Source organism: Thiobacter sp. AK1 (assembly GCF_039822265.1).
Classification (GTDB): Bacteria; Pseudomonadota; Gammaproteobacteria; order Burkholderiales; family Thiobacteraceae; genus Thiobacter; species Thiobacter aerophilum.
The window spans coordinates 48,992-75,185 of the sequence record NZ_JBAJEX010000006.1 but is presented as its reverse complement, the minus strand read 5'-3'; the positions used below and the strand labels follow the sequence as shown (position 1 = coordinate 75,185).

25 protein-coding genes are annotated in these 26,194 nt (G+C 65.0%); 11 read left to right on the top strand and 14 right to left on the bottom strand.

What is annotated here, in order from left to right; all coding sequences use genetic code 11:
• Positions 1 to 18 precede the first annotated feature (18 nt).
• From V6E02_RS08680 to V6E02_RS08645, 8 genes are all read right to left on the bottom strand, one after another.
• The gene (locus tag V6E02_RS08680) at positions 19 to 735 is read right to left on the bottom strand and encodes an energy transducer TonB (protein WP_347308395.1); all 717 of its coding nucleotides are present in this window, start codon (positions 733 to 735) and stop codon (positions 19 to 21) included.
• Positions 736 to 929: 194 nt separating this feature from the next.
• Positions 930 to 1,538 carry an SAM-dependent methyltransferase gene (locus V6E02_RS08675; protein ID WP_347308394.1) on the bottom strand — a complete coding sequence of 203 codons (609 nt, stop codon included), beginning with the start codon at positions 1,536 to 1,538 and terminating at the stop codon, positions 930 to 932.
• A complete protein-coding gene (locus V6E02_RS08670) occupies positions 1,535 to 2,272 on the bottom strand; it encodes a DsbC family protein (RefSeq protein WP_347308393.1) in 738 nt (245 codons plus the stop codon). Before V6E02_RS08670 ends, V6E02_RS08675 begins: the two co-directional genes overlap by 4 nt.
• Before the next feature lie 51 nt (positions 2,273 to 2,323).
• Positions 2,324 to 3,508, bottom strand: a complete 1,185-nt coding sequence (locus V6E02_RS08665) for a UbiH/UbiF family hydroxylase (RefSeq protein WP_347308392.1) — start codon at positions 3,506 to 3,508, stop codon at positions 2,324 to 2,326.
• A gap of 1 nt (position 3,509) precedes the next feature.
• Positions 3,510 to 4,688, bottom strand: a complete 1,179-nt coding sequence (locus tag V6E02_RS08660; protein ID WP_347308391.1) for an FAD-dependent monooxygenase — start codon at positions 4,686 to 4,688, stop codon at positions 3,510 to 3,512.
• Between the two features lie 322 nt (positions 4,689 to 5,010).
• Positions 5,011 to 6,312 (bottom strand): aminopeptidase P N-terminal domain-containing protein, encoded by a 1,302-nt coding sequence (locus V6E02_RS08655; RefSeq protein WP_347308390.1) that lies wholly within the window; start codon positions 6,310 to 6,312, stop codon positions 5,011 to 5,013.
• An 82-nt stretch (positions 6,313 to 6,394) separates the two neighbouring features.
• Positions 6,395 to 7,096 carry an N-acetylmuramate alpha-1-phosphate uridylyltransferase MurU gene (murU, locus tag V6E02_RS08650; RefSeq protein ID WP_347308389.1) on the bottom strand — a complete coding sequence of 234 codons (702 nt, stop codon included), beginning with the start codon at positions 7,094 to 7,096 and terminating at the stop codon, positions 6,395 to 6,397.
• Between the two features lie 105 nt (positions 7,097 to 7,201).
• Positions 7,202 to 8,185 carry an aminoglycoside phosphotransferase family protein gene (locus tag V6E02_RS08645; protein WP_347308484.1) on the bottom strand — a complete coding sequence of 328 codons (984 nt, stop codon included), beginning with the start codon at positions 8,183 to 8,185 and terminating at the stop codon, positions 7,202 to 7,204.
• Between the two features lie 330 nt (positions 8,186 to 8,515).
• On the opposite strand from V6E02_RS08645, the gene V6E02_RS08640 reads away from it, so the two are divergent.
• Genes V6E02_RS08640 through V6E02_RS08620 form a run of 5 tightly spaced genes read left to right on the top strand, consistent with a single transcriptional unit; the run spans position 8,516 to position 16,449 of the window.
• Positions 8,516 to 10,741 carry an LPS-assembly protein LptD gene (locus V6E02_RS08640; RefSeq protein ID WP_347308388.1) on the top strand — a complete coding sequence of 742 codons (2,226 nt, stop codon included), beginning with the start codon at positions 8,516 to 8,518 and terminating at the stop codon, positions 10,739 to 10,741.
• Positions 10,742 to 10,744: 3 nt separating this feature from the next.
• Positions 10,745 to 12,049 carry a peptidylprolyl isomerase gene (locus tag V6E02_RS08635; protein ID WP_347308387.1) on the top strand — a complete coding sequence of 435 codons (1,305 nt, stop codon included), beginning with the start codon at positions 10,745 to 10,747 and terminating at the stop codon, positions 12,047 to 12,049.
• Between the two features lie 6 nt (positions 12,050 to 12,055).
• Positions 12,056 to 13,033, top strand: a complete 978-nt coding sequence (gene pdxA, locus V6E02_RS08630; RefSeq protein WP_347308386.1) for a 4-hydroxythreonine-4-phosphate dehydrogenase PdxA — start codon at positions 12,056 to 12,058, stop codon at positions 13,031 to 13,033.
• Positions 13,023 to 13,832, top strand: coding sequence for a 16S rRNA (adenine(1518)-N(6)/adenine(1519)-N(6))-dimethyltransferase RsmA (gene rsmA / locus V6E02_RS08625; protein WP_430626791.1), 810 nt, complete (start codon positions 13,023 to 13,025; stop codon positions 13,830 to 13,832). The genes pdxA and rsmA overlap by 11 nt, the downstream gene beginning before the upstream one ends.
• Positions 13,819 to 16,449 (top strand): sensor domain-containing phosphodiesterase, encoded by a 2,631-nt coding sequence (locus V6E02_RS08620; protein WP_347308384.1) that lies wholly within the window; start codon positions 13,819 to 13,821, stop codon positions 16,447 to 16,449. The genes rsmA and V6E02_RS08620 overlap by 14 nt, the downstream gene beginning before the upstream one ends.
• Before the next feature lie 342 nt (positions 16,450 to 16,791).
• On the opposite strand, the gene V6E02_RS08615 is transcribed toward V6E02_RS08620, so the two are convergent.
• From V6E02_RS08615 to V6E02_RS08595, 5 genes are all read right to left on the bottom strand, one after another.
• Positions 16,792 to 18,129, bottom strand: a complete 1,338-nt coding sequence (locus tag V6E02_RS08615) for an NAD(P)/FAD-dependent oxidoreductase (protein ID WP_347308383.1) — start codon at positions 18,127 to 18,129, stop codon at positions 16,792 to 16,794.
• Positions 18,130 to 18,364: 235 nt separating this feature from the next.
• A complete protein-coding gene (infA, locus tag V6E02_RS08610) occupies positions 18,365 to 18,634 on the bottom strand; it encodes a translation initiation factor IF-1 (RefSeq protein WP_347308382.1) in 270 nt (89 codons plus the stop codon).
• 98 nt (positions 18,635 to 18,732) lie between these two features.
• On the bottom strand, positions 18,733 to 18,936 hold the full coding sequence (locus V6E02_RS08605) for a cold-shock protein (RefSeq protein WP_347308381.1): 204 nt from the start codon (positions 18,934 to 18,936) through the stop codon (positions 18,733 to 18,735).
• A gap of 304 nt (positions 18,937 to 19,240) precedes the next feature.
• A complete protein-coding gene (locus V6E02_RS08600; RefSeq protein ID WP_347308380.1) occupies positions 19,241 to 19,444 on the bottom strand; it encodes a hypothetical protein in 204 nt (67 codons plus the stop codon).
• 190 nt (positions 19,445 to 19,634) lie between these two features.
• On the bottom strand, positions 19,635 to 20,108 hold the full coding sequence (locus V6E02_RS08595; RefSeq protein WP_347308379.1) for a cytochrome P460 family protein: 474 nt from the start codon (positions 20,106 to 20,108) through the stop codon (positions 19,635 to 19,637).
• 120 nt (positions 20,109 to 20,228) lie between these two features.
• Between V6E02_RS08595 and V6E02_RS08590 the strand changes: the two genes are divergently transcribed.
• The 4 genes from V6E02_RS08590 (at position 20,229) to V6E02_RS08575 (ending at position 23,799) form a co-directional block, all read left to right on the top strand.
• Entirely contained in the window at positions 20,229 to 20,552 is a 324-nt protein-coding gene (locus tag V6E02_RS08590) for a winged helix-turn-helix transcriptional regulator (RefSeq protein ID WP_347308378.1), read from the top strand.
• 323 nt (positions 20,553 to 20,875) lie between these two features.
• A complete protein-coding gene (locus V6E02_RS08585) occupies positions 20,876 to 21,373 on the top strand; it encodes a peptidylprolyl isomerase (protein WP_347308483.1) in 498 nt (165 codons plus the stop codon).
• 3 nt (positions 21,374 to 21,376) lie between these two features.
• On the top strand, positions 21,377 to 23,158 hold the full coding sequence (locus V6E02_RS08580; RefSeq protein ID WP_347308377.1) for an ABC transporter ATP-binding protein: 1,782 nt from the start codon (positions 21,377 to 21,379) through the stop codon (positions 23,156 to 23,158).
• Positions 23,155 to 23,799 (top strand): methyltransferase family protein, encoded by a 645-nt coding sequence (locus V6E02_RS08575; RefSeq protein ID WP_347308376.1) that lies wholly within the window; start codon positions 23,155 to 23,157, stop codon positions 23,797 to 23,799. The genes V6E02_RS08580 and V6E02_RS08575 overlap by 4 nt, the downstream gene beginning before the upstream one ends.
• A gap of 83 nt (positions 23,800 to 23,882) precedes the next feature.
• Here the strand turns inward: V6E02_RS08575 and V6E02_RS08570 are convergent, their stop codons facing one another.
• Positions 23,883 to 24,416 carry an HPF/RaiA family ribosome-associated protein gene (locus V6E02_RS08570; protein WP_347308375.1) on the bottom strand — a complete coding sequence of 178 codons (534 nt, stop codon included), beginning with the start codon at positions 24,414 to 24,416 and terminating at the stop codon, positions 23,883 to 23,885.
• On the opposite strand from V6E02_RS08570, the gene V6E02_RS08565 reads away from it, so the two are divergent.
• On the top strand, positions 24,415 to 24,798 hold the full coding sequence (locus tag V6E02_RS08565) for a hypothetical protein (RefSeq protein ID WP_347308374.1): 384 nt from the start codon (positions 24,415 to 24,417) through the stop codon (positions 24,796 to 24,798). The genes V6E02_RS08570 and V6E02_RS08565 overlap by 2 nt on opposite strands.
• Before the next feature lie 169 nt (positions 24,799 to 24,967).
• Positions 24,968 to 26,134 (top strand): M20 aminoacylase family protein, encoded by a 1,167-nt coding sequence (locus V6E02_RS08560; RefSeq protein ID WP_347308373.1) that lies wholly within the window; start codon positions 24,968 to 24,970, stop codon positions 26,132 to 26,134.
• The last annotated feature ends 60 nt before the right edge of the window (positions 26,135 to 26,194 follow it).

The following is a 26,194-nucleotide window of genomic DNA, read 5'->3' as shown; positions in this document are numbered from 1 at the left end:
TCTCCTCTCGTGGTTGAATCAGGGCTCGAAAGTCACGTGATACACCACCCGCGCCTTCACCGCTCGGCCCTGGCGCATGGCGGGTTTGAAGCGGGCATCCCGCAGCCAGGCAATCACCGCTTCCTCGAAGCCCTGGCCCGGGGGCCGGGCCTCGACGATGCTCACCTCGTCCGCGCGGCCATGCTCGTTTAGCAACATGAGCACGATCACCTCGCCGCGCACGTTGTGGCTGGCAGCTTCCTCAGGATAGACGGGCCTGGTGTCGCTGAGAAGTACCGGATGCTCGTCCACCTGGCGCGCCGGGTAATAGGTGGGATCGGGCGGCAGGGGCAAATCAACCGTGTTACGACCTGCAGCAGCCTCGGGCATGCCAGGACGTGGGAGCGCGCCGTCTTGGTCCGCGGCGGCGGGCGACGCGCTGGTTTCCGCCGCTTTACGCGCAGCGGCGGGTGGTGCTTCCGCTGGCGACGCCAACGGCTGCGCCGCCTGGGCCTCACTGCCTGCGTCACGGATCGGGGGCGCATCCATGCCGGGTGCGGCGCGGGTGTCTGGCTTGAAAGGCGGCTTTACCTGGTCCAGATGCACTTCCAACCGTTGGGTCGCCGCGCCTAGGCGCTCGACCTGACCCACGCGCACCCCCAGAAGCAGCGCCGCATGGAGCAGGGCAGACAGCCCGAGCGCCACAGCCAAGGGCAGATCACGCACTCGCCGCGCAGGTGGGTTCGCCAGAGTCATGGCTTCCGTTCGCAAGTCCTACAAGCAGGAACCCAGGCTGATGTGCCGCTGGCGACAGCGGTATTCTGGATTCCGGCTCGCGCTTCGCTCGGCGGGAATGACGACTGCGGCGCCAGCAATCGCGGCGAACGCCGCGCCCACAAGCCGCCACACAAGCCCTTCTCACAGGTCTGCTGCCACCTGGGCGGACCGCCTCAGCCGCGGCTGCGCGCCACCATGTCGATGAGCGCTGACCTGCCGTAATGCTTGGTGCCTTCGGCGATGAAGTCTTCGTGTTCCCGCAAATGCAGGATGTCCATGTCGGCGAAGGCTTCGCGCAGCAGGGCCTCGGTGTACATGTTTTCGGCCGCGGACGGGCCACCGGTCTTGTAGGTGAGTTGCTTGGGTGTATAGCCCTGGAGGATGAGGTGGCCGCCGACCTTGAGGGCATCCTTGATGCGCTGGAACAAAACGGCCCGCTCCCGCGGGGGCGCGAACTGGATGAAAATCGCGGCGACGATGTCGAAGGCCTCGCGCGGCCAGTCCCACTCCAGCACGTCGGCCACGTGAAATTCCACCTGCACGCCACGCTCTCTAGCGAGGCTACGGGCCTTTTCTACCGCGACTGGGGAAAAGTCCACCGACACCACCTGCAAGCCCTGCTGGGCGAGCCACACGCCATTGCGCCCTTCGCCGTCGGCCACCGCAAGGGCCCGCTGGCCGGGCTTAAGCAATGCCTTCTGGGAAGCGAGAAAGGCATTGGGCTCGGTGCCGAAGATGTAATGGGGCTCGGCATAGTGCCCGTCCCACATTTCCCGACTCATTTGCCGCTGCCTCCTTTCGCCGCCTTCCCCTCGTTTAGCAGCGCCTCGATCTTGTCCCGCGGGATGGCCCCCGGCACCAAACGTCCGCTCTCGAAGATGAGCGCGGGCGTGCCCTCGATGTTGAGCTCCTGGGCAAGCTGCGCGGTGCGCGCCACCGGGTTGGGACAGTCGCCCTTGTTGTCGGGCAGCTTGCCGTGATTCATGACGGCCAGCCACGCCTGCGCCCGATCCGGGGCACACCAAACCTTGCGTGCCTTGAGCCCTGCTTCTGGATGCAGCTGGTCCAAGGGTAAGAGGAAGATGTAGAGGGTGACATCATCGATCTTGGCGAGCTCCGCTTCCAAGCGGCGGCAGTAGGGGCAGTCGGGATCCTCGAACACGGCGAGCTTGCGGCTGCCCGTGCCTTTGACAATGGTGATGGCATCATCGAAGGGCAAGCTGGCGAAATCCACGCGCAGCAGGGCGTCGCGGCGCTCGGCGGTGAGGTTGCGCTTGCTGCGGCTATCGATGATGTTGCCCAGGATCACGTGATCCACATTCTCGTCCACGTAGAACACTTGCTGACCCGCGGTGACTTCATAAAGCCCTTTGACCGGCGCCTTTTTCACGCTGGAAACGACAATGTCTGGAAAACGGCTGGCCAGTTCCTTGCGCACGCTGTTTTCGTCGGCGCAGGCCGCGCTGGAGACGGCGAGCGCCAAGAGGAGCAAACGGGAAAAAAGTCTCGAGATCATGGATACCTTTCGTTGTGGCGGATGAATGAAAAAAGCGCTTGGCCAGAACCCCTAGCCGGCCCCGCCCAGGGCATGCCGCACCAAAAGCTGCTTGATGGGTCCCAGCCGGCCGGTCAAGGACAGGCCCAGATTGCGCAGGACGCCGAGCAGGGGATTGGGATGGCCGAATAGCGCCTTGAGCCCATCTGTCACCGCCTGCATCGCAATCACGTCCTCTTTGCGCGCCCGCTCGTAGCGGCGCAAAAGCAAGAAATCGCCGCAATCGCGCGCGCCGTGTGAAGCCAGCACCTGCGCCAGGCACTGGGCATCGCCGAAGCCCAGGTTTACGCCCTGCCCGGCGAGGGGATGCACCTGGTGCGCGGCATCGCCGATGAGAGTCACCCGCGATGCGCTGATGCGGTCCACCTGGATGAGATGCAAAGGGAAGCCCACGGCCGGCGTGATCACTTCGAGGCGCCCCAGCACACCCGCCCCCGCCTGCTCCACCCGCGCCGCCAGTTCGTCCGGGGGGAGGCCAAGTAGGGCCTCGCCATGCTGCGTGGGTGTGGACCAGACCATGGAGATTCGGTTCCCCGGCAAGGGTAGCCAGGCCAGGATGCCATCCTCGCGGAACCACTGGCGGGCGATGCCGCCATGGGGGCGCGCGCAGGCAAAATTCGCCACCACGCCGAGCTGATGATAGTCCTTGTCGCGAAAAGGCAGTTGCGCCAGGGCACGTATCCGGGAGCGCGCGCCGTCCGCGCCCACCACCAGCCGGGCGCTGAGTTCGCGCCCGTCCTGTAGGAAAAGCCGTGCTTCCTTTGGCGCGAGCGTAAGCCCCGTCACCTGCGCCGGGCACAGACGTGCCACGCGGCCGCCTTGGGCCAACGCATCCCACAGCGCATGTTGCAGGTGACCGCTCTCCACGATCCACGCGAGTTGGGCCACGCCGGCCTCGTAGGCGGAAAACCTAAGCTCGCTAATGCCATCGTCGCCCCGAATGTGCATGGCGCTCACGGGCGCAAGCCGCGTGGGAGCAAGCCTTGACCAGACGCCCAGCTCAGCGAGGAAGGCAGCGCTGCCGGGGCTGATGGCGTAGATGCGGCTGTCCCAATCGGCATCGACGCGGCCGTTGGTTGGCGCCGGTTCCCCCCCTTCCACCAGGGCCACGGCAAGTCCCGCCCGATCGAGGGCGAGCGCGCAGCTCGCGCCCGTGAGCCCCCCGCCCACCACAACGACATCGAAAGGTGAATCCATACTAGCCCCGCGCGCCGAAGATCATGCGCCGCACCACGAAGTCCTTGGCGGGTGGCACGATGTCGAGCAGCGACAGCGCGGCGGCACGCACCTCGCGCAGCACCGGCACATCGTTGGAGAAGCCGCGCACCAGCCAGTCCGTGAAGAACATTGCGCCGCCCGTGTCCAATCGCCGGCCCCGCGCGTAGGCTTTGAGCATGGCATCTCCACCCAGAGCCGGACGCGGTGTGGCGAGGATGCGCCCAGCGAGCTCGAAGGCATCGCGCAAGCCCAGGTTGAAGCCCTGCCCAGCCACCGGATGCAAGGTCTGGGCGGCATTACCCACCAGCACGGTGCGCGCAAGCACGCGCGGTTCGCTACGACGCAGGCCAAGGGGGAAAGCCGCGCGCGGACTGGCCCAGAGGAAACGTCCCTGCCGGTCACCGAAGTGGGCGTTAAGCCGCGCCAGGAAGGTCGGATCGTCCCAGCTCAGGATGGTTTGCGCCGTCTCCGGGGAAGCGGTCCACACCAGGGCAAAGCGGTCGCGATAGGGCAGAAGCGCCGCGGGACCATCGGGGGTAAAGCGCTCATAGGCCAGTCCGTCATGGGGACGCTCCGAACGCACCTGCCCCACCACCGCCCACTGGCCGTAGTCACGCCGGATCTGGCGCACCCCAGGCAAGGTCCCCACCAAGCGTCCACCATCGGCCAACACCATGAGCCGCGCCGTTTCCATCCGTTCGCCTACCTCGCCGCGCCAGACGACGCGTGGCGTAACGGCGTGCGGCTCGACCCTTTCCACCTCGGCGCCCGTGAGATAGCTAAGCTGCGCTTCCCGCAGCGCCCCATCGAACGCGGCGAGAAGCGCCGCGTAGTCGATCACGTAACCCAGGGCAGGCAGTCCCGCCTCGCGCGCCGTGAGCAAGGTGCGCCCGAAGCTTGCACGCTGGGAGACATGGATGCGGGTGATGGGGGTGGGATCCGGCAGCCGAGGCCAGATGCCGATCTGCTCCAGGATCAGCCGGCTGCCATGGGAGAGTGCCAGCGTGCGCGCATCCGCCAGCGAGCCCAAATCCCGCCGCGCCTCCAGCACCGTGATGGAAAGCGGCGCAGCGGGGTCCATGCCACGGGCGAGCGCCAGCGCCAGCGTCGCGCCCACCGGGCCCCCACCCACGATCAAAATGTCGCCATCGGGTCGCACGATGAATGTCCCGTGTTCCTTGCTTGGTCAACACGAAGCGCACAGGGTACACGCAGACGCCCCAAACACCCAAGTCCACCCCTGCCAAAACGCCTGTTCGGGCTGCACCGTTCCTGTCTCGTTCCCACGCAAACGGAATTCCAGACCACTTGACCTTGGCCAAGGCGGCGTGCTGAGCGCCAGCCTGCGCTTGGCTTGGCCGCAATGACCGACCCTAAGCGCCGCCCACAAGCCTGGCTGAGAACACCCTGGGGGCCTTTGGGCCCAAACGGGACCGGCATCCTCGCTGTCACAAGGCGCCTTGGGCGGTCTCTGCGAAGCTTTATGCCTCCCGACTCGCCATGCACGCCTCGATCTCGGCCACGGTCTTGGGGGTGGCCGCGGTGAGGACTTCGCATGCCCCGTCCGTCACGCATACGTCGTCCTCGATGCGGATGCCGATGTTCCACAAGGCTTGCGGCACGCCTTCGCCTGGACGAATGTAAAGCCCCGGCTCCACCGTCAGCACCATGCCGGGCTCGAGCCGGCGCCAGGTGCCACCGCGCTTGTAGTCGCCGGCATCGTGCACGTCCAGGCCCAGCCAGTGGCCCGTCTTGTGCATGTAGAAGCGCTTGTACGCTAAAGACTCGATCACGCCCTCCACGCTACCCGTGACAAGCCCGAGATCGAGCATGCCCTGGACCAGCACGCGCACGGCCGCCTCGTGGGGTTCGTTCCAGTGACGGCCCACGCGTACCTGCTCCATCGCCGCCTGCTGCGCCGCGAGCACGATTTCGTAGCAGTCCTTCTGCACGGCGCTGAATCGGCCATTGACTGGAAAGGTGCGCGTGATGTCAGAGGCGTAGCCATCGAGCTCGCAGCCTGCGTCGATGAGCAGCAGATCGCCATCGCGAAGCGGCGCATCGTTGCGCACGTAGTGCAGCACGCAGGCATTGGCGCCGCCCGCCACGATGGGCATATAGGCAGGGGCCTGCGCACCCTGGCGCCGAAATTCGTGCAAAAGCTCGGCCTCGATTTCGTACTCGTAGCGGCCCGGCGCGGTGACGCGCATGGCACGCCGATGCGCCGCACCGGATATAGTCGCGGCCCGGCGCATGATGGCAAGCTCATAGGCATCCTTGATGAGACGCATCTCGTCCAGCAGCGCGCGCACATCGCGAATGCCTGCCGGCGCGGTGACGCCGTTGCGCGCCTGCGCCCGCACGCTATTGAGCCAGCCCACCACGCGCGTATCCCAACTGGGATCCGCCCCCAGGTCGAAGAATAGATCCGGCTGGTCGGCGAGAAGCTTGGGCATCATCTCGTCCAACCGGGTAATGGAATAGGCTTCGTCCATGCCAAAGGCCTCGCGCGCGGCCTCGGGGCCGTAACGAAAGCCGTCCCAGATTTCCCGTTCCTCGTCCTTGTCGCGACAGAACAGAATGCTCTTGACGCCGCCGTTGACCACCAGCACCAGCACCGCTTCCGGTTCCGGAAAACCCGTCAGGTAGTGGAAATAGCTGTCGAAACGGTAAGGGTAGGTGGTGTCGCGATTGCGCAGCCGCTCCGGGGCGGTGGGGATGACGGCCACGCCCGCCCCCATCTGGGCGGCAAGCTTCAGGCGACGATCTCGATAAGGGTTCATCACTTAAACTCCAGGAAAACGGGATGCCCAACACGCGCGCCTCGCCAAGCCTGGCGCTGCCCTTCTGCCACAGTCGCCGGCTTCAATCAGGGCCCCCTTTGTGACACAGACGCAGCGCGCGGTCGAGGGCCGCGAGCCGGTCCGGGGTGCCCACGTCCACCCAGCGGGCACGCAAGTGCTCGCCACGCACGCCACCCCCCGCAATCCACGCCCTGATGAGCGGCCCCAGGGCGGCCCGGGTGCCCGGCAGAATGTGACCGAAGCGTTCCGGGCGATAGACGCCGATGCCGGCATAGGTGAGCCGCGCCCCCTCCAGCCGACAAAAGCCTTCCACCAGGGCGAAGTCGCCTTGGGCATGATGGGGGGGATTGTCGGTGAGCACCAGGTGAGCCACGTAAGCGGGGTCCTCAGCCATGGCCGCGGCGACGGCGCGCGCCCGCGCAAAGTCGTAATAGGTATGGATGTCACCGTTCACCACCAGGAAAGGTCCGTCTCCCAGCAGGGGCAGCGCCTTGGCGATCCCGCCGGCCGTCTCCAGGGGCTCGCCCTCGGCGGAATAGCGGATGGTCACGCCCCAGCGCCGTCCATCGCCCAGTGCCGCTTCGATTCGTTCGCCCAAGTGGGCGTGGTTAATCACCAACTCGGTGAAACCGGCCCGCGCCAGATTCTCGATATGCCAGACGATGAGGGGCTTGCCCCCCACCGCCAGCAACGGCTTGGGGGTGTGGTCCGTGAGCGGCCGCATGCGCTCGCCCCGCCCGGCGGCAAGAATCATGGCCTTCATTGGGCGCTTCTCGGTGCTTGTCCGAATGCGATGATCGCGGCTAAAGCCGCTGCCACAAGCCCCTGCAACACGCCGCTAAGAGCCACGCTCAAGCCGCCTGCAGGGTCAGAAGGTGTAGCCGACCTGAGGCTGGCTGCCGTGGAGTTCGTCCAGCAGCTGGAGTAAGGGGCCAAGCTCGCCGTAGCGCTCGCAGGTGCGGCGCAAGTAGTTGAGCACCAGCGGCACGCTCTCGAGGTAAGCCTCTTTGCCATCCCGATGCCACAGGCGTGCGAAGATGCCCAGCACCTTGAGGTGGCGTTGCACGCCCATCCATTCGAAATCCCGATAGAACTCGCCAAAATCGGTGGCCACCGGCAATCCTTCTCGACGGGCGCGTTCCCAGTAGCGGATCACCCAGTCGAGGATTTGTTCCTCGTCCCAGGCGATGTAAGCATCCTTGTAAAGCGACACCAAATCGTAAGTGATGGGCCCGTACACCGCGTCCTGAAAGTCCAGGATGCCCGGATTGGGGTCACACACCATCAGGTTACGTGAGTGGTAGTCGCGGTGCACGTACACCCGCGGCTGGGCCAGCACCCGCCGCAGGATGAGCTGGAAGCTCGCCTCCAGGACGGATTGCTGCTGGGGACTCAGGGTCACACCCAGTTGGCGGGGGACGTACCACTCGGAGAACAAGCGCATCTCTCGCAAAAGCAGCGCTTCGTCATAGTCCGGTAGTTCCCCGGGGCGGCTGGCGAGCTGGATTTTGATGAGCGCCTCGTTGGCGTCGCGGTAGAGGGCGTCGGCCGTGGCTTCCTCGAGCCGGTCCAGGTAGGTGTCCTGACCCAGATCGGTGAGCAGCAAAAAACCCAGCTCTCGGTTCTCGGCGAGGATCTTGGGCACGTTCACCCCCGCCTCGGCAAACAGCGCCGCGACGTGGATGAACGGTCCCAGCTCCTCGTGCTGGGGCGGCGCGTCCATGACGATGTAGGTCTGCCCGTCCAGATCGATGCGGTAATAGCGTCGAAAGCTCGCATCCGAGGAGGCGGGCAGGATGAGAAAATGTTCCCCGGCGAACACCTGGGATAGCCACCAATCGAGATCGAGCAAGCGTTCCAATTGCGTTTCCAATTGAAAAAACTGAGCTTTTGTGCGATTTTAGCACCTTATTCCGACCACCCTCCGATAATGCCTCCACTCCCGTCGCGGCCTGCCGTCTGTGTCTTGTTTTGTCTGGCGGCACCCCTGGCCCATGGGGCCACAGAGCTTCCTCCGCTCAAGGTGGATCCACGCCTACTCGGTCTACCCGCGCTGCCCGGAGCGTCCGCCGAGCAGCAAGCGCCGCGCCCTGGCGAGCCGGTTTCGGCGCCGACACGCCCAAGCGCGCCGGTTGCCCCACCCGTCACACCGTCAGACCAAGCCCCCGGCCGTCAAACCCCTGTGCCCGCAGCCCCCTCGAGCGAAAGCGGTGCCGTTTTGGCGCCGCCGAGTGAGCCGCTGCCGCTGGCGTTGACCCCGGAACTGCCTCGGGCGCGACCGCCGGCCGAGGGCCCCACGCCAGTGTTCGTGCGGGCCAGGGAGATCCGCGGCCATCAAGATCGGGAGGTGGAAGCAGAAGGCGACGTGGAGGTGCGCAAGCTGGGCATCACGGTGAACGCCGATCGCATGACCTACGACCTGCCCAGCGACACGGTGTCGGCGCGGGGCAACGTGCGGGTGCAAACCGACAACGCGCTGGCGCGAGGCCCCGAGCTCAGCCTCCATCTGGAAACCCAGACTGGTCACATGACGGCGCCCCGCTACATGCTCGCCCAGGAACACGCGCGGGGCGAAGCGGCTAAAGCCGAGTTCCTGGGCGAGGATCGCATGCGTCTGACGGACGCGAGCTACACCACCTGCGGCCCGGGTCAGGATGATTGGTTCATTCGCGCCGGTGAGCTCTACATCGATCGCAGCGCCAACGAGGGCGTGGCACGCCACGCGCGTGTGGAATTCATGGACGTGCCACTACTTTACACGCCATGGATCAGCTTCCCCTTGAGCCGCGCGCGCAAGTCGGGGCTGCTTGCCCCCAGCTTCGGCACCACTGGCAACAGCGGCGCGGAACTCACCCTGCCCTATTACTGGAACATCGCTCCCAATTACGATGCAACCCTCACGCCTCGCTTCATGCAGAAGCGTGGCTTGCAGCTCGGCGGCGAGTTCCGCTACCTCATGCCTGGCTACGGGGGAACCCTGCAGGCGGAATATCTCGCCCACGACCGGGTCACGGACACCAACCGTAGCCGCCTCTCTGTCCAGCACCAGCAACAGTTCGGCAATGGTCTGGCGGGTGCGCTCAACCTGCAGCGGGTGTCTGACGACAACTATTTCCGTGACCTCTCCACCCTGGTGGCCCAGACCTCCCAGAACTTGCTGCCGCGGGAAGGGCTGCTCACCTATGGTGTCGGCGGGCTCAGTGTGCTTGCGCGGGTGCAACGCTTTCAGGTGCTGCAGGATCCGTTGGCCCCCATCATCGCCCCCTACAACCGGCAACCCCAGGTGAACGTGGCTTACAGCAAGCTGGATTTCCTCGGTACCGATCTGCGCTTCACGGGTGAATACGCGGATTTCCGTAGCACCGGTCTGGTGAGCGGAAGGCGCTTCGTGATCTATCCCAGCGTAAGCCTACCCCTTGCCGCAAGCTGGGGCTATTTCACGCCCAAGGCCGGGGTGCATTACACGCGCTACAGCCTGGATCAAACCACCCTTGCCTTCCCCGATGCCACCGGTACGGTCCGGCCCTATGCCAGCGATGCGACGCGCACCCTGCCCATCTTAAGCCTGGACACGGGGCTCGTGTTGGAACGACAGGCGGGCTTATTCGGGCAAGACATGCTCCAGACCCTGGAGCCGCGGCTGTATTACCTCTACGTGCCTTACAAAGATCAAAGCCGGCTACCGAGCTTCGATTCCGCCGAAGCCGACTTCAATTTCGCCCAGATCTTTTCCGAAAACCGCTTCAGCGGCCAGGATCGGGTAAGCGACGCCAACCAGCTGACCGTGGCCCTCACCTCGCGCTGGCTGGAGCCGATCACCGGGCAAGAGCGGTTGCGCGCCATGTTGGGCCAGCGGCTGTCCTTCCGCATGCCGCAGGTGACGCTGATCAACGCCGCTCCCAAGGACCGGCGCTCGGATTTCCTGGCCAGTCTTGGTGGGCTCATCGCGCCGGGCTGGAGTCTGGACAGCGCCTGGGAGTACAACCCCAATCTGCGGCACACCCAGCGCTACAATCTGGCGCTACGCTACGCGCCGCAGCCGGGCCAGGTGGCCAACTTCACCTACCGTTTCAACCGCAACGACCTGCGCCAGTTGGATGCTTCCGCCCAGTGGCCCCTGGCCGCGCAGTGGCACGGCGTGGCGCGCTGGAACTATTCCCTACAGGATCGGCGTCTGCTGGAAGGCATCGCCGGCGTGGAATACAACAAAGGCTGCTGGGCGGTGCGTCTGGTGGCCCATCGTTTCACCACCGCCACCCAGCACACCACCAACGCCTTGTTCGTGCAGTTGGAGTTGGCCGGTGCCAGCAGCCTGGGCTCCAACCCCCTGTCGCTGCTGCGCCAGAGCATCGCCGGCTTCACGCCCAGTGAGCCGCAGCTTGGCACCTACAACCTGGAAGACTACTGACCCATGCCTGCCCGCACTTTCCGGCTGTTCCTCCTGTTCGCCCTGCTCGTGGCCGGCACGGCCGCCGCCCAGACCCGTGCCCCGGTGCAGCCGGTGGACCGCATCGTCGCGGTGGTCAACAACGAGGCCATCACCCAGCAGGAACTCAATGAGCGAGTGCGTTTGGCCCTGCGCCAGATGAAGGCGCAGAACGTGCCGGCCCCCCCGCTGCCAGTGCTGGAGAAGCAACTTCTGGAACGCATGATCACCGAGCGGGTGCAACTGCAGTTTGCGCGCCAGACCGGCATCCGAGTCGATGACGTGCAGCTCGACCGCGCGCTACTGCGGATTGCCGCCGCCAACAACATGAGCATCGACCAATTCCGCCAGGCGGTGGAGCAGGATGGAGTGCCCTTCGCAAAATTCCGCGAGGAGATCCGCAACGAGATCATTCTCTCGCGCCTGCGCGAACGGGAAGCGGAAAACCGCGTCACGGTGAGTGATGCCGAAGTGGAACAGTTCTTCGCGAGCCCCCAAGGCCAGCAAAAGGGCGAGACCGAATACCACCTCGCCCACATCCTCATTCGTGTGCCGGAACAGGCCGGTCCCGAGATCATTAACGCGCGCCGCGCGCGCGCGGAGCAGGCCCTGGCGGAGATCCGCAAGGGCACGCCGTTCGCCCAAGTGGCGGCGAGCTATTCCGACGCCCCGGACGCGCTCAATGGCGGCGACCTGGGCTGGCGTCCCGCGAGCCGGCTGCCAGAGCTGTTCCTGCCCGTGCTGAATGCCTTGAAGCCGGGTGAGGTGAGCGAGGTCATCCGCAGTCCCGCCGGCTTTCACATACTCAAATTGAACGACAAGCGCGGCAAAGACACGCCGCTGGTGGTGGAGCAGACTCACGCCCGCCACATCCTGATCCGGGTCAACGAGCTCACCTCGGAGGCGGATGCCAAGCGGCGGCTGCTGGCCCTTAAGGAACGCATCGAGAACGGCGCCGATTTCGGCGAACTGGCGCGCCTCAATTCCGAGGATGCTTCCGCCGCCAAGGGAGGCGATCTGGGCTGGCTATCCCCCGGTGACACCGTGCCGGAATTCGAGCGCGCCATGAACGCCCTCCCCGTGGGTGGGCTGAGCGACCCGGTGCAAACGCCCTTTGGCTGGCATCTCATCCAGGTGCTGGAGCGGCGCCACCAAGATGTCACCGACGAGCGGCGTAAGCTTCAGGCGCGGCTACAAATCCGCGAGCGCAAGGCAGACGAGGCCTATCAGGAATTCGTGCGCCAGCTGCGCGACCAGGCCTACGTGGAATATCGGCTGGAAGAGCGGTAAGGCTTCATGCACCCCCTCGTCCTCACCAGTGGCGAACCCGCCGGCATTGGTCCGGACCTGTGTGTCAAACTGGCGCAAGAGAGCCGAAGTCAGCCCATCGTGGTGTTGGGCGATCGAACCCTGCTTAAGGCGCGGGCGCAGCAGTTGGGCGTTCCCCTCGCGCTAGAAGACTACGTCCCAGGTAAACCGGTAGCCACCGCGCCCGGGCGGCTGTCGGTGCTGCATCTCCCCTTGGCCGCACCGGTGGTGCCGGGCCAGCTCGATGCCGCCAATGCACCTTACGTGTTGGCGCTAATGGACCGCGCTCTCGCCGGCTGCCTGGCCGGGGAGTTCGCCGGCCTGGTCACCGCGCCCGTGCACAAGGGCGTGATCAACGATGCTGGCATCCGCTTCCAGGGCCACACCGAGTATCTCCAGGAAAAGAGCCGCGCCCCCCACGTGGTGATGATGCTCGCCGGTGGTGGCATGCGCGTAGCACTCGCCACCACCCATCATCCGCTGCGCGCAGTCCCCGATCTCATCACGCGCGACAGCCTCACCGCCACCCTGCGCATACTCGCCCATGACCTTAAGCGTTACTTCACCGACGGCCCGCCCCGCATCCTGGTGGCTGGGCTCAACCCCCACGCGGGCGAATCCGGGCATCTCGGCCGCGAGGAGATGGAGGTCATCATCCCCGTGCTAGAGGCATTGCGCACCGAAGGGCTGCACCTCACCGGGCCGTTGCCCGCCGACACGCTGTTCCGTCGTCCCTTGCTCGCCAGCCACGACTGCGTGCTGGCCATGTATCACGACCAGGGGCTACCGGTGCTCAAATACGCGAGCTTCGGCGCTGGCGTGAATGTCACCCTGGGGCTGCCCTGCGTGCGCACCTCGGTGGACCACGGCACCGCCCTCGACCTCGCCGGCACGGGTGCGATCGACGTCGGCAGCCTGCGTGTGGCCATCGATACCGCGGCGGCCATGGCGCTGCATGCGCGCTAGCCGATCGGGCCACCCCATGCAGCACACGCCGCGCAAGCGCTTCGGCCAGAATTTCCTGCACGATCCCCACTTCGTGCGGCGCTGCCTGGAAGCCATCGCGCCCCGGCCCGAGGACACCCTGGTGGAAATCGGGCCCGGCCTGGGAGCCCTCACCGCGCCCCTCCTGGAAAAGGTTCACCACCTGCACGTGGTGGAAATCGACCGCGATCTGGCCGCCGACCTGCGCCGGCGTTTCCCCGCGGAACGCCTCACCGTGCACGAGGGGGACGCCCTGCGGTTCGACTTCGCCAGCCTAGGCCCAGACCTACGCGTGGTGGGCAACCTGCCCTACAACATCTCCACGCCGCTTTTGTTCCATCTCGCCGCCTTTGGCGACACCCTGCGCGACCTACACGTCATGCTGCAGAAAGAAGTGGTAGCGCGCATGGCGGCCACGCCTTCCAGCCCCGCCTACGGCCGACTGTCGGTGATGCTGCAATACCGTTTCGCCGTGAAGCCCCTGTTCGACGTGCCGGGCGGAGCCTTCCGTCCGCCGCCCAAGGTCACTTCCAGTTTCGTACGCCTTGCGCCCCTGCGCCCCCTGCCCCATCCGGCGCGGAACGAGCGAATTTTTGCTACTATGGTTGCTTCCGCTTTTTCCACCCGGCGAAAGACCTTGCGCAACGCCCTGCGGTCTCATCTGGAAGCGGCCGATTTCGCGGCTCTGTCCATTCCGCCCACACTGCGTGCGGAAAACCTGTCGGTCGCCGATTTCGTGCGCCTCGCCGACTACGTGGCCAGCCGCCATGGCTATACCTGAGCGCCCGCGCAGCCTGCGTACCGCGCTCACACCGACCCGGGAGCTTGCGGCCCTGCGCCGGCATCTGGATACGCTCTCCAAGATCGCCCTGCTGCTTCTCGAAAGCGGCGACGAACAAACCTGGGTAGAAGTGTTGCGCCTGCTGGTGGAGACCACCGAGGCCTCCCACTGCTGCCTGTTCCTGGACACCTCCGCGCCGGACGGCAGTCCTGCCGCGCGCCTGGCGGCCACCTGGTCGGCGGCCGAGACGAGCTGGCTCGCCAACTTCGGCGGTTTCCGCGTGCTGTTCTACGACCGGGTGCCCAACTTGAGCGACCGCTTGCGCGTGGGCATGGTGTTCTCCGCCACGGCGGCCGAATTCGCCGAGGAAGAACGGGCGCTGTTTTCCCCCGCCGGCATCGGCAGCGTGCTGTGCATTCCCCTGTTGGTGAAGGGCGAGATGATCGGTTTTCTCGGCCTGTTTGCCGTGGCGCCGGAACGCCACTGGGAAGCCACCGATGTGGAAGTGTTGTGCACGGTGGCCAACGAGCTGTCCCTGGCCCTGGTGCGGCGCCAGACGGAGAGCGCCCTCAAGGCCAGCGAGGCGCGCCTGAAGGCGTTGGTGGGCGTGACCGAGGACGTGGTGGTGGAATACGACGGCGCCCAGACGGTGCACCAGATCTGGACCGAGAATCCTCTGGTGCGCGCCCTGCTGCCGGCCCGGCCCACCGGCGGCTTGCTCAGCGATGTGCTGCCAGAGGAGATGGCCAGCGCCTTGGTGGCGGTGGCACGCGACGTGCTGCGAGGAGTAAACCGCCATGCCGAGTTTACCTTGCACACGGCGGCGGGGCCGCGTCTATTCCTGGGCCGCATGCAGCGCCTGCCGGGCGAGGAGGGCGATACACCCCACATCGTCGCCCTGCTGCGCGACGTCACCGATCTGCGCGAGGAAGAAGCGCGGCGCAAGATCATGGTAGACACCCTGAACCTGTTGGACGAGGCCATCATCGACCTGGACCCGGCTGGCAACCTGCAGGCCGCGAGCGCCGCCTGGCACCGCCTGTGTGGCCCCATGGGCGCGGCAGAACACTCGCTGGGGTCGCTTTTGCAATACATCCAGGCCGACGATCACCAGCAGGTGCTCGCCACGCTCGACGCCCTAGTGAGCGGCGAAAAGAAGCTCGCCACCTTGCGCTTCCGCATGCTGCGTCCCGGCAGCGAGCAACTCTGGGTGGAATGCCGTCTGCTCGCAGTGCCCGGGCCGGAGGGCAGGGTCGTTAGTCTGCGCGGCATCCTGCGCGACGTCACTGCCATGTATCTGCAGGAACGGCGCATCCGCCAGCTCGCCCTGCACGATGCCCTCACCCAGCTGCCCAACCGCATCCTGTTCGAGGAACATCTGCAGCAGGGTATCGCACGCGCCAGCCGCAATGGCAGCAAGCTCGCCTTGGGGTTCATCGACCTGGACCATTTCAAGCACATCAACGACACCCTGGGCCATAAGGCCGGCGACACCGTTCTGCTCACCCTGAGCCGGCGCTTAGCGGCAGTGTTGCGTGAATCCGACGTGCTGTCCCGCTGGGGAGGCGACGAATTCGTGGTCCTGCTGGGAGACTCCAGCGACGAGGAAGATTTTCGCCAGGTGGCACGCCGGCTGTGCGAGGCCGCGCGCCAGCCCATCGACATCGAAGGCATCCAGACCCGCCTCACCCTCTCCGTCGGTTTCGCGGTTTATCCCGATGACGCGGAAGACGCCGAAACCCTCACCAGTCTCGCCGACCACACCATGTTCCACGCCAAGAACATGGGCCGCAACAACGTGCAGTTCTTCCGCGAAATCCAGGGCACGGTGCTCGATCGGGAAAACGTGCTGCTGCAGACACGGCTGGCGCAGGCCATCCAGGAACGCCAACTGCAAATCTTCTACCAACCCGTGGTGGACGCATCCACTGGTCGCATTCTCTCCCTCGAGGCACTCGCCCGCTGGCACGACGACCACGACGGCTGGGTGCCGCCGGATGTGTTCATCCCCATGGCCGAACATCTCGGCCTCATCCATGAACTGGGTGAGCAGGTGTTCGAACATGCCCTGGATCGCTTGCGCGTCTGGCGCCAGGCAGGCCATGAAGTCAAAGTCGCGGTCAACCTCTCACGCGCCCAGCTTTTCGCGCCCAATTTCGTGGAACGCCTCACCGGCATGATTGCCGACCAGGGACTGTCTCCTACGGACATCATTCTCGAAATCACGGAGAGCGTCGCGCTGCTCGACGTCTCCTACGAATCGCGCCGGCTGCAGGAACTCGCCGACAGCGGCTTCGAGCTGGCCATCGACGATTTCGGCACCGGCTATTCAGGCCTGGCCCAGCTGCACCAGATGCCGGTGCGCCGCCTCAAGGTGGACGCCTCCTTCACCACACGCCTGCACACCGAAGACGGTCAACGCATCGTCCAAGCCATCGTGCAAATGGCCCAGGCGCTGCGCCTGGAAACCGTCGTGGAAGGGGTGGAGAATGCAGAGGATGCGCGCTACCTCATGCAACTGGGCGTGCGCCAGATGCAGGGCCAGTTATTCGGCGATCCCATGCCGGCCGGGGTGTGCGACATGCTGCTCGCCCGCCAGGCCGCCCAGCGCAGCTAGCCCCGGTACTCTTTTATTGAGCGTTACGTGAGTAGTTGACAGGCTGCGTAAGTCAAACGTCATTCCCGCGAAAGCGGGAATCCAGGGTATTCCTCGCCATGTTCCTGGCTCCCCACTTGCGCGGGGACGACACAAAGGTGTCACCGACTTACGTAATGCTCAATAAGAGCGCGTGTGCCTGATCGGGTCTGCGCCTGCCCAGCGCGGCGCATGGCCATCGCGCTGGCGCCGGCAAGCCCCATCAAAGGTGCGATCCCTCTCAGGATCGCAGGCAAGCCAGCCGTCGTGGCGTTGCCACAGCGATGAACCCCGAGCATGGCGGCCTCACGCCACATTCGGGGCCTAATGCAGCTTCACCCGCGGCTTGTTGGGAGCGTTGATAAAAGTGGCGAGCGTGGACAGCACCACCCGGAACGCCCCGTGTAGGGCGATCTGATGCTTCTTGTACAGCGACCAGTAGACGAAGCGCGCGATCATGCCTTCGATCATCAAGCCGCCACGGGCGAGCCCACCCATGAGGTTGCCCACCGTGGTATAGCGACCCAGCGCCACCAGGGAACCATAGTCGCGATAGACATATTCGGGCAGGGGCTTGCCCTGCAGACGCCGGGACAGGGATTTGGCCAGCAACATGGCCTGCTGGTGCGCCGCCTGGGCACGGGGCGGCACCGGCTGATTGGAGCCGGGCTGGGGGCAGGACGCGCAATCGCCCATGGCAAAGATGTTGGGGTCGCGCGTGGTTTGCAGCGTGGGCAGTACCTTGAGCTGGTGGAGATGATTGACCTCCAGCCCATCCAGATTGGCGAGGAAGTCCGGTGCCTTGATGCCCGCCGCCCACACCACGGTGCGTGCGGGAATGAACAAACCGCTGGCGGTGCGCACCCCTTCCGCACTGACCTCCACCACACGTTCGCCCGTGAAGATGTGGATCTTGAGCTCGCGCAGCTCCTTGTCGGCGGCAGCGGACAGCCGCTCCGGCAGCCCCGGCAGAATACGGTGCGCCGCCTCGATGATGACAATGCGCACGTTTTTCTCGGGCTCGATCTTGTCCAGCCCGTAGGCATACAGCTCACGCGTGGTTTCGTGTAGCTCCGCGGCAAGCTCCACACCGGTGGCGCCGCCGCCGATGATGGCCACCGTGAGCTGCCCCGGTTCGATGGGGCCAGGCTGGGTGTGCGCGCGCAGGCAGGTGTTGATGAGATGCTTATGGAACCGCGCCGCCTGCTCGGTGGTATCCAGCATCCGGCAATGCTCGCGCGCGCCAGGCGTACCGAAGGTATGCGTGACGCTGCCCACCGCGATCACCAAGGTGTCGTAACGGAAGGTACGGCGCGGCACGATTTCATTGCCCGCGTCGTCATGGGTAGGCGCGACATAGATTTCCCGTTTTGCGCGATCGAGCCCCTCCATGCGCCCGAGCCGGAAGCGGAAGTGGTGCCACTTGGCCTGGGCCAGGTATTCCAGCTCGTCGTCGTGGGAGTTGAGACTGCCCGCCGCCACCTCATGGAGCAGCGGCTTCCACAGATGGGTGCGCGCCTGGTCGATCAAGGTGATGGCGGCCTTGCCGCGCCGGCCCAGGGTGTCGCCCAGGCGCGTGGCAAGCTCAAGCCCACCCGCGCCGCCACCGACGATCACGATGTGGTGTAACGACTCGCGGGTGAGGTCGATGACGCGACTCATGGCTGGCACGACGCAAGGGGTGCCATTCTACCGCGGATCGCCCCATGTGCGGGCCAAGTCGTGGACGGCCACGCATGCTTCCTGTTGCAACCGACGAAAGTGGGTGACAGGCCGCGCATTGGACCGTCATTGCCGCGAAAGCGGGAATGCGCAATAGCGCATGGTCATGTTCCTGGATCCCCCGCGTTCGCGGGGGCGAGGCAAAGATGTGGCGCACTTCCGTGATGCTCGATCATCAGCGCCGCCGGTAGGCAGGGGCGCGACTGGCCACCGCGGCTGGCCGCTCATCCTTGTGGCGGAAGCTGATGCGCGCCTTGGTGAGGTCATAAGGCGACATCTCCACGGTGACTTTGTCTCCTTCGAGGATGCGGATGCGGAACTTGCGCATCTTGCCCGAGGCGTAGGCCACCACTTCGACGCCGTTTTCCAACAGCACGCGGAAGCGGGTATCCGGCAGCACCTCGGTGACGCTGCCCTCCAGTTCGATCAATTCCTCTTTTGCCATGTTCTGCTCCTGCCCGAAAATCCTGCGCCGGGCGACTTGTCGCACAAAAACGAAAAAGCCCGGTGAACCGGGCTTTTTCTCGGTCAGTCAGCCGCCGCTCAGAGGGGACGGATGTTGGACGCCTGTTTGCCCTTCGGGCCTTCGGTCACGTCAAAGGTGACCTTCTGATTTTCGGACAAGGTCTTGAAGCCGCTGCCCTGGATGGCGGAGAAGTGGGCGAACAGATCGTCGCCACCACCGTCCGGGGTGATGAAACCGAAACCTTTAGCGTCGTTGAACCATTTCACAGTACCAGTTGCCATGTCTAGATTTTCCTATAGCGAATTGAAAATGGGCGGGTGCCCGGTTGACGAGAATCAAGACGGAACAGCTGACGAACTGGAGTACCGGATACAAAAATGAGGCACAGCGCAACGGGCCAACACACTGCTTGAACATCTCGCTGGCGGCAGTATGGGGGCAGCGGCGGTGGGATGCAAGCTTTATTTGCAAAAAGTTTTCCAACGGGGAAGGGTCCCGCCGTTATGAGGCCGTCGCGGCATGCATCCCGCGTCCTGCCGCGCCTGGCTTTTCCCAACACGCCTATCTGCCTCAGACTAAGGAACCTTAGGGCCAATCGCAACGATCCAGGACAGCGGGGAAAAACACGAAGGATGTGAGCGCTTGCGGGCTCTGCTCGCAGTCCCCCGCAAAAGGCAGGCACACTTTGCGGCCAACGAGCGCCTCGAGCCGTTCCAGTTGATCGGCCAAAGAGTTGACGGGCACCTCGCATACGCACCTATCCAGGGCATCGAATGGCAGCTCTGCCATGGGCAGCTCCGGGATTCCTGACAGGACGAGAACCCCGGGCAACAAGCATGCCCATAGCCAAAGGCCCGTCACCACAGGGGAGTGCCCATGATGCCCAACAGATGCTGCATCTCGGTGACACGCTGCGCGCAGCTTACGCACTAGCAATGGGAACGGAACGCCCGCGCAACATGGCCGGATGCCCGGCGGCTCACCGATCCCGCAACTGGCTGAACAGGTAGGCACGTTCCCTCTGACCCGCGTGGCACTGGAAACAGGCGGTATCGGCCTGAGCACCCACGACACGCTCACGGCTATCGCCCCCGAAAGCTTCGAAGCCCCAGCCACCGGTGGCGGCATAGCGTTTGGCGTCGCGTCGCATCACGCCGATGACCTTGCGCGCCCCTTCGACGATGGCGTGGTTTTCACTCTTCGCGTCCAGCAGGTCGAACACAATGACCGCGCCATCGGCAAAGCGACCGCTCCGGTAGCCCTGCAGGGCCTTGTCATTGGCATAGATGTGATGGATGCCACCAAAACTGTCGTAAAGCGGATGCCCAGCTTCGATCACCATGCTCTTGACGTGATGCCAGTGCCGATAACCCTCAGGATAGGGGACGGGATCGGCCGCACGCACCGGCGACGCGCTAAGCAGTACAATCGCAAACAGGATCGTCTTCCTCATGATGTACCTCCTTGAGTTCCGGTTGCAGACCGTTCTGCACTTCGAGCATAGGAAGCATCTCGGCGCAAAAAAAAGCGGTTACCATGGAGTAAGGCAGTCACTTTTCGGTGCATCTTCGCCATGGAACAGGAAAAACTTTTTTCCGGCACCGGCGTGGCACGCATGATGGAGGAAGTGCTGGGCTGCAAATGGTCGCTCGCTGTGCTGGACAGCGTGCGCCGGGGTGTCTGCCGTCCCGGTGCCATCGAGCGGGCCATCGGTGGCATCAGCACCAAGGTGCTCAACGAGCGTCTGCGCAAACTGGTGCGCTATGGCGTGCTGGAAAAGTTGAGCTACCCGGAAATCCCGCCGCGGGTGGAATATCGTCTCACCGGCTTCGGACAACGCTTCGTATCCATCCTGGAGCAGATCGAGGCGCTGGAGCGGGCGCGCGGGCGGTCGTGACGCGGGCAGGCGCCTGCCCGTACCGGGCACGCTTGCAGGTGGGCTTTCATTCCCACGCAAGCGCCAGTCCGGGTCCGCCGTCCGCAAGCCAGCGCCGGCTGGTGGATGTGGGCTTTTGCCTCGCTCACTGGGGATCACGGCGGGCTCATCCCGTGACTCAGGATATTTCGTGGCCATGCGTGAGGGTCTGTGCTTCCGCGGTGACCCTGGAAAACGTGTCACGGACCAAGGTCATTCTCGATAGGAGCTTTGTCATGCGCCAGATCTCGTTCATCGCCCTGTTCGGCTTTCTTTTCTCCGCGGCCGCGTGGGCCGCCAACCCGGTGGTGGAAATGAAGACGACTCTGGGCACCATCGCCCTCGAACTCTATCCAGACAAGGCGCCGAAGACAGTCGAGAACTTTCTGCGCTATGTGAAGCGGGGCCACTACGATGGGACCATTTTCCACAGGGTCATCGACGGCTTCATGATCCAGGGGGGCGGTTTCGACGCCCGGTTTCGTGAGAAGCCCACCGAAGCGCCGATTTCCAACGAGGCCGACAACGGCCTACGCAACGAGCGCTACACCATCGCCATGGCGCGCACCATGGAGCCCCACTCGGCGACGGCGCAGTTCTTCATCAACGTGCGAGACAACGACTTTCTCAACCATACCGCGCCCACCCTGCGCGGCTGGGGCTACGCGGTGTTCGGCCGGGTCGTGCGTGGAGAAGAGGTCGTGGACCGCATCACGAAGCGACCTACCGGCCCCGGCGGGCCCTTTGCAAGCGATGTGCCGCGCCAGCCGGTGGTGATCGAGAATATGCGCCAGGTGCAGTGAAACATGCTCGGTAGCGGTTTCACCTGGTCTTCCATCCTGGCGCTCCTTGCCGAGCACCGGCGCGGGCTTGCGCTCGCCCACGCTGTGGCCATCCTGGCGGCGCTCGCCAGCGTGCCCATTCCGCTTCTCATGCCCCTCATGGTGGACGAGGTGCTGCTGGGCAAGCCCGGTCCCATGTTGGCCCTGATCGACCGCGTCACGCCGACAATCTGGCACGGACCGGTGTTCTACATCCTCACCGCACTCGTTCTCACCCTCCTGTTGCGCCTGACCGCACTGGTGCTTAGCGTCTGGCAGGCACGCCAGTTCGTGCTCATCGCTAAGGACGTGGTATACCACCTGCGGGAGCAACTGTTGCTACGCCTGTCGCGCATCGCGCTCTCGGAATACGAAACCCTGGGCAGCGGCACCGTGGCGTCCCATCTGGTGAAGGATCTGGACGCGGTCGATAACTTCATCGGCGCCTCCATCTCCAAGTTCGTGGTGGCCGTGCTTTCCATTCTGGGCACGGCAGCGGTGCTGCTGTGGATGCACTGGAAACTGGCGCTGTTCATCCTCTTGCTCAACCCAGCGGTGATCTATTTCACGATGGTGCTGGGCAAGCGGGTGAAGGAGCTCAAGAAGAAAGAGAACCGGGCGTTCGAGGTATTCCAGCAGTCGCTCACCGAAACCTTGGACGCCATCCATCAGATCCGGGCGATGAACCGCGAACGTCATTACATCGCCCAGGTAATCGACCGCGCGCGGGGCATCCGCACCCATACCGCCGCCTTTTCTTGGAAGTCGGATGCAGCGGGCCGGCTGTCCTTTCTGGTGTTCCTGTTCGGCTTCGACGTGTTCCGCGCCCTGGCCATGCTGATGGTGCTGTATTCGGGCCTGTCCATCGGCCAGATGATGGCGGTGTTCGGCTATCTCTGGTTCATGATGGGGCCGGTGCAGGAGGTGCTAGGCATCCAGTACGCCTACTACGGTGCCAAGGCGGCGCTGTCACGGGTGAACAAGCTGTTGCGCCTCAAGGAGGAACCCGTCTATCCACACCTAAAAAATCCCTTTCTGGGCAAGCACACCGTGGGCGTGGAGGTGGAACAGGTGTATTTCAGCTATGGCGACATCCCCGTGCTCAACGGTGTTTCCCTGCGCATCGCGCCCGGGGAGAAGGTGGCACTGGTGGGCGCTTCCGGGGGTGGCAAGTCCACCCTGGTGCAGGTGATCCTGGGCCTTTATACGCCCCAGTCCGGCGAGGTGAAGTTCGATGGTGTGCCGGTGACCGAGATCGGCTTGGACGTGGTCCGCTCCCACGTGGGCACGGTGCTGCAGCATCCCGCACTGTTCAACGAGACGGTACGCATGAATCTCGCTCTCGGCCGCGAACTGCCGGACGCGCAGCTATGGCGTGCGCTGGAAATCGCCCAGCTCGCCGACACCGTGCGCGCCATGCCGAAAGGACTGGACACCCTCGTCGGCCGGCAGGGCGTACGTCTGTCGGGCGGCCAACGCCAGCGGCTAGCCATCGCGCGGCTGGTGCTGTCCGATCCCCAGGTGGTGATCCTGGACGAAGCGACCTCGGCCCTGGACGCCGAAACCGAAGCGCGCCTACATGCGGCGCTGGCCGATTTCCTACGTGGGCGTACCACGCTCATCATCGCCCATCGCCTGTCCGCGGTGAAACAGGCCGACCGCGCTCTGGTGTTCGAGAATGGTCAAATCATCGAGGAGGGCTGCCACGAGGAACTCATCCGCCGCGATGGCCTCTACGCCCGGCTGTACGGAGCGCTGCAGCATTGATTGCCCAACTCGCCCTCATCGCTGGTGCCTGGCTCGCCTACGGGGCGCTGCATTCCGTCCTCGCCAGCCACGCATGCAAGCAATGGGTGGGCAGACACTGGCCCCGGCTGCTTTCCGCCTATCGGTTGCTTTTCAATCTGGTGGCCGTGATCGCGCTTGCCCCACCCTTGTGGCTTACGGGGCGCTTCGATGGCCCCGTGCTGTGGCAGGTGCCAACCTGGATTGCGTGGCCGGCGCTGGTCGTCGCCGGCGTCGGCTTCGCCTGGAGCATGCGCTGGTATGACGGCGCCACCTTTCTTGGCCTGCCCCAGTGGCGCCGCCGCATCGGGCCGGACGACGCGCGCGAGGCCTTCACCATTTCACCCTTGCACCGCTACGTGCGCCATCCCTGGTACGCCATGGGGCTGATCTTACTCTGGACACGGAACATGAACGCGGCCTGGCTCACCACCGCCGTGGTCATTACGCTCTACCTGCTCATCGGCAGCCGGCTGGAAGAAAACAAGCTCATGGCCCTCTACGGCGAAGCCTACCGGCGCTACCGGGCGCGCGTGCCGGCCCTCATCCCCTGGCCGGGACGAAGCCTGACCCAGAGGGACGCGCAAGCCCTGGAAGCCCTGGCGCGCAGCGCCGCATCCTGAATGCGTCGGCACGGCCCGCGATGCAGTTCGTCGCCGCATAAGCGCGGGCATCGCTGGGCGAACGCGCCCTGCGCGCAAGCCCATCAACCCACCTTGTGCACCCGGTTCGCCTGTAGGCCTTGGTCCGCGGTCTCCACCAGGAAAGTCACCTCGTCACCCACCTTGAGGTGCTCGAATTCCGGGTGCACAACATTGAAGCGATGGAAGTAGAGTTCCTCGCCGCTCGCGCTTTCGATGAAGCCGTAGCCCTCTTCCGGGAACAGGCGGGCAATGCGGCCGCGTTTTTCCACCTCGTGCGCCTTGACCTCGCCCCGCTGCTTGCGCGCGAAATCCTCCAGCTTGCGCCGCGCCGCATCGAAGGCATCCCGGATGGCCACGTAGATGTCTTCCGCCTTGTCGCGATTGATGACGATCTCGCCACCAGGAACGGTGATATCCAGGCGGACGTTGTAGAGCTTGCCCTGGTGATGGTGGCGTTGGATGGTGCCCACCACGGCGCGCAGCGCCATGATGCGATCGTAGAAGCGGTCGAGTTTCTGCGCCTTTTCCCGGATCGCAGTTTCGACAGCGTCGGAATGGGGAATGTCACGGAAGGTGACTTGCAGGGGCAGTTGCATGGTGGCTCCCTCGTCGATTCGGGTCGAAATGGTTTTTCCCGAGTTTACCATCCACCCCGTGGGAACTGCGACACGGCCGCATGGTCTTTTCCGGGCCTATGCCCGCGAAACGGAAAAATCCGCCGCCAACGTCCACCGCAGGGCCTGCGCAAGCCGTGAGATCGACTCCGTCTGCCGACACCTTTCCTGCGTGTATCCGGAGGTGTGCGGCAACCTGAACACCGACCACGCCCGGCTCATGTGCCGCGACCGCAAGGCGCGCTGCCAGCTGGGAAGTAAGGTGCTCATCAGCTCCGGCATCCGCTACGATCTGGCGGTACGCTCGCCCGCGCACATCGGCCGACTGGCGCGATACGCGCCCGGCGAACGCGGGCACGATTGATCCCGCGTATCCTGGCCCCGCGCTGGTCGGATGGATGTCATATGCAGTGCCGTTCATTGGGCACACGCCGGTCTAGTGGATAATCTGGGATAATGCTCCGTCGCGCCCACACCGCCTGATGCGTAGCGACATGCGCCCGGTGTTGCGCGATCCCTAGGACGGTCGACCCATGCAGATTCCTTCCCGCATCCAGTCGCAACTACCCCGCCTGGTGGCCCTGCGCCACGAGCTGCACGCTCATCCGGAACTCGCCTTTGAGGAGCACCGAACCTCCGATCTGGTGGCGCGCGTGCTGGACACGGCCGGTATCGAGGTACACCGGGGGCTCGCAGGCACCGGCGTGGTGGGCGTCCTGCGGGCAGGCAACTCGCCCCGTGCCATCGGCCTGCGTGCCGACATGGACGCCCTGCCCATCGAAGAGGAAAACACCTTCGCCCACCGCTCGCGCCACCCGGGCCGCATGCATGCCTGCGGCCACGACGGCCATACCGCCATGCTGCTGGCAGCCGCGGAACACCTAGCCGCCACGCGCGCGTTCGAGGGCACGGTGTATTTCATTTTCCAGCCGGCGGAGGAAGGCGAAGGCGGTGCCCGCGCCATGATCGAGGATGGTCTGTTCACGCGCTTTCCCATGGATGCCGTGTTCGGGCTGCACAACTGGCCCGGGCTGCCCGTGGGTCAGTTCGCGGTGCACATGGGGCCCGTGATGGCGGGCGCCGACCAGTTCGACATCACGCTGCGCGGCCACGGTGCCCATGCCGCCATGCCCCAGCAGGCACGCGATCCGGTGCTGGCCGGCGCGGCCCTGGTGCAGGCCCTGCAGGCCTTGATCAGCCGTGAGTGCGATCCACTGGATGCGGCGGTGCTATCGGTCACCCGCTTCCACGCCGGCGAGGCCTACAACGTGATTCCGGCACAAGCCGTGCTGGGTGGAACGGTACGCACCCTGCGTGCCGAGGTGCAGGCAAGACTGGAAGCGGCTATCGAGCGGGTGGCCAGCGGCATCGCCCAGGCCCATGGCATGCAGGCCCAGGTGGACTACCGGCGCGGTTATCCGGCGACCATCAACAGTCGGCGCGAGGCGGCTTTCTGCCAGGAGGTGGCGGCGCAGGTGGTGGGACAGGCGCAGGTGCAAACCGATCTGCCGCCGTCCATGGGCGCGGAGGATTTCGCCTACATGCTGCAGGAAAAACCGGGCTGTTATGTCTGGCTGGGCAATGGCCCAGGGGAGGGTGGCTGCACCCTGCACAACCCCCGCTACGACTTCAACGATGCCGCGCTGCCCATTGGCGCGGCGTATTGGGTGCGCCTCGTGGAGCGCTGGTTGGCCGGCTGACACATGGCGCACGCGCCACGCCGTTGCTATGCTTCTCCCCGTCATACACCCGGAAAAGGA

What these genes read in the sequence shown, in the direction of transcription:
- V6E02_RS08635 (WP_347308387.1), top strand. Translation starts at nt 10,745, where the DNA reads ATGCCTGCCCGCACTTTCCGGCTGTTCCTCCTGTTCGCCCTGCTCGTG.
- V6E02_RS08595 (WP_347308379.1), bottom strand. Translation starts at nt 20,108, where the DNA reads ATGAGGAAGACGATCCTGTTTGCGATTGTACTGCTTAGCGCGTCGCCG.
- V6E02_RS08680 (WP_347308395.1), bottom strand. Translation starts at nt 735, where the DNA reads ATGACTCTGGCGAACCCACCTGCGCGGCGAGTGCGTGATCTGCCCTTG.
- V6E02_RS08615 (WP_347308383.1), bottom strand. Translation starts at nt 18,129, where the DNA reads ATGAGTCGCGTCATCGACCTCACCCGCGAGTCGTTACACCACATCGTG.
- V6E02_RS08675 (WP_347308394.1), bottom strand. Translation starts at nt 1,538, where the DNA reads ATGAGTCGGGAAATGTGGGACGGGCACTATGCCGAGCCCCATTACATC.
- V6E02_RS08620 (WP_347308384.1), top strand. Translation starts at nt 13,819, where the DNA reads ATGGCTATACCTGAGCGCCCGCGCAGCCTGCGTACCGCGCTCACACCG.
- V6E02_RS08665 (WP_347308392.1), bottom strand. Translation starts at nt 3,508, where the DNA reads ATGGATTCACCTTTCGATGTCGTTGTGGTGGGCGGGGGGCTCACGGGC.
- V6E02_RS08600 (WP_347308380.1), bottom strand. Translation starts at nt 19,444, where the DNA reads ATGGCAGAGCTGCCATTCGATGCCCTGGATAGGTGCGTATGCGAGGTG.
- V6E02_RS08570 (WP_347308375.1), bottom strand. Translation starts at nt 24,416, where the DNA reads ATGCAACTGCCCCTGCAAGTCACCTTCCGTGACATTCCCCATTCCGAC.
- rsmA (WP_430626791.1), top strand. Translation starts at nt 13,023, where the DNA reads ATGCGCGCTAGCCGATCGGGCCACCCCATGCAGCACACGCCGCGCAAG.
- V6E02_RS08670 (WP_347308393.1), bottom strand. Translation starts at nt 2,272, where the DNA reads ATGATCTCGAGACTTTTTTCCCGTTTGCTCCTCTTGGCGCTCGCCGTC.
- murU (WP_347308389.1), bottom strand. Translation starts at nt 7,096, where the DNA reads ATGAAGGCCATGATTCTTGCCGCCGGGCGGGGCGAGCGCATGCGGCCG.
- V6E02_RS08605 (WP_347308381.1), bottom strand. Translation starts at nt 18,936, where the DNA reads ATGGCAACTGGTACTGTGAAATGGTTCAACGACGCTAAAGGTTTCGGT.
- V6E02_RS08590 (WP_347308378.1), top strand. Translation starts at nt 20,229, where the DNA reads ATGGAACAGGAAAAACTTTTTTCCGGCACCGGCGTGGCACGCATGATG.
- V6E02_RS08560 (WP_347308373.1), top strand. Translation starts at nt 24,968, where the DNA reads ATGCAGATTCCTTCCCGCATCCAGTCGCAACTACCCCGCCTGGTGGCC.
- V6E02_RS08580 (WP_347308377.1), top strand. Translation starts at nt 21,377, where the DNA reads ATGCTCGGTAGCGGTTTCACCTGGTCTTCCATCCTGGCGCTCCTTGCC.
- pdxA (WP_347308386.1), top strand. Translation starts at nt 12,056, where the DNA reads ATGCACCCCCTCGTCCTCACCAGTGGCGAACCCGCCGGCATTGGTCCG.
- V6E02_RS08565 (WP_347308374.1), top strand. Translation starts at nt 24,415, where the DNA reads ATGGTGGCTCCCTCGTCGATTCGGGTCGAAATGGTTTTTCCCGAGTTT.
- V6E02_RS08655 (WP_347308390.1), bottom strand. Translation starts at nt 6,312, where the DNA reads ATGAACCCTTATCGAGATCGTCGCCTGAAGCTTGCCGCCCAGATGGGG.
- infA (WP_347308382.1), bottom strand. Translation starts at nt 18,634, where the DNA reads ATGGCAAAAGAGGAATTGATCGAACTGGAGGGCAGCGTCACCGAGGTG.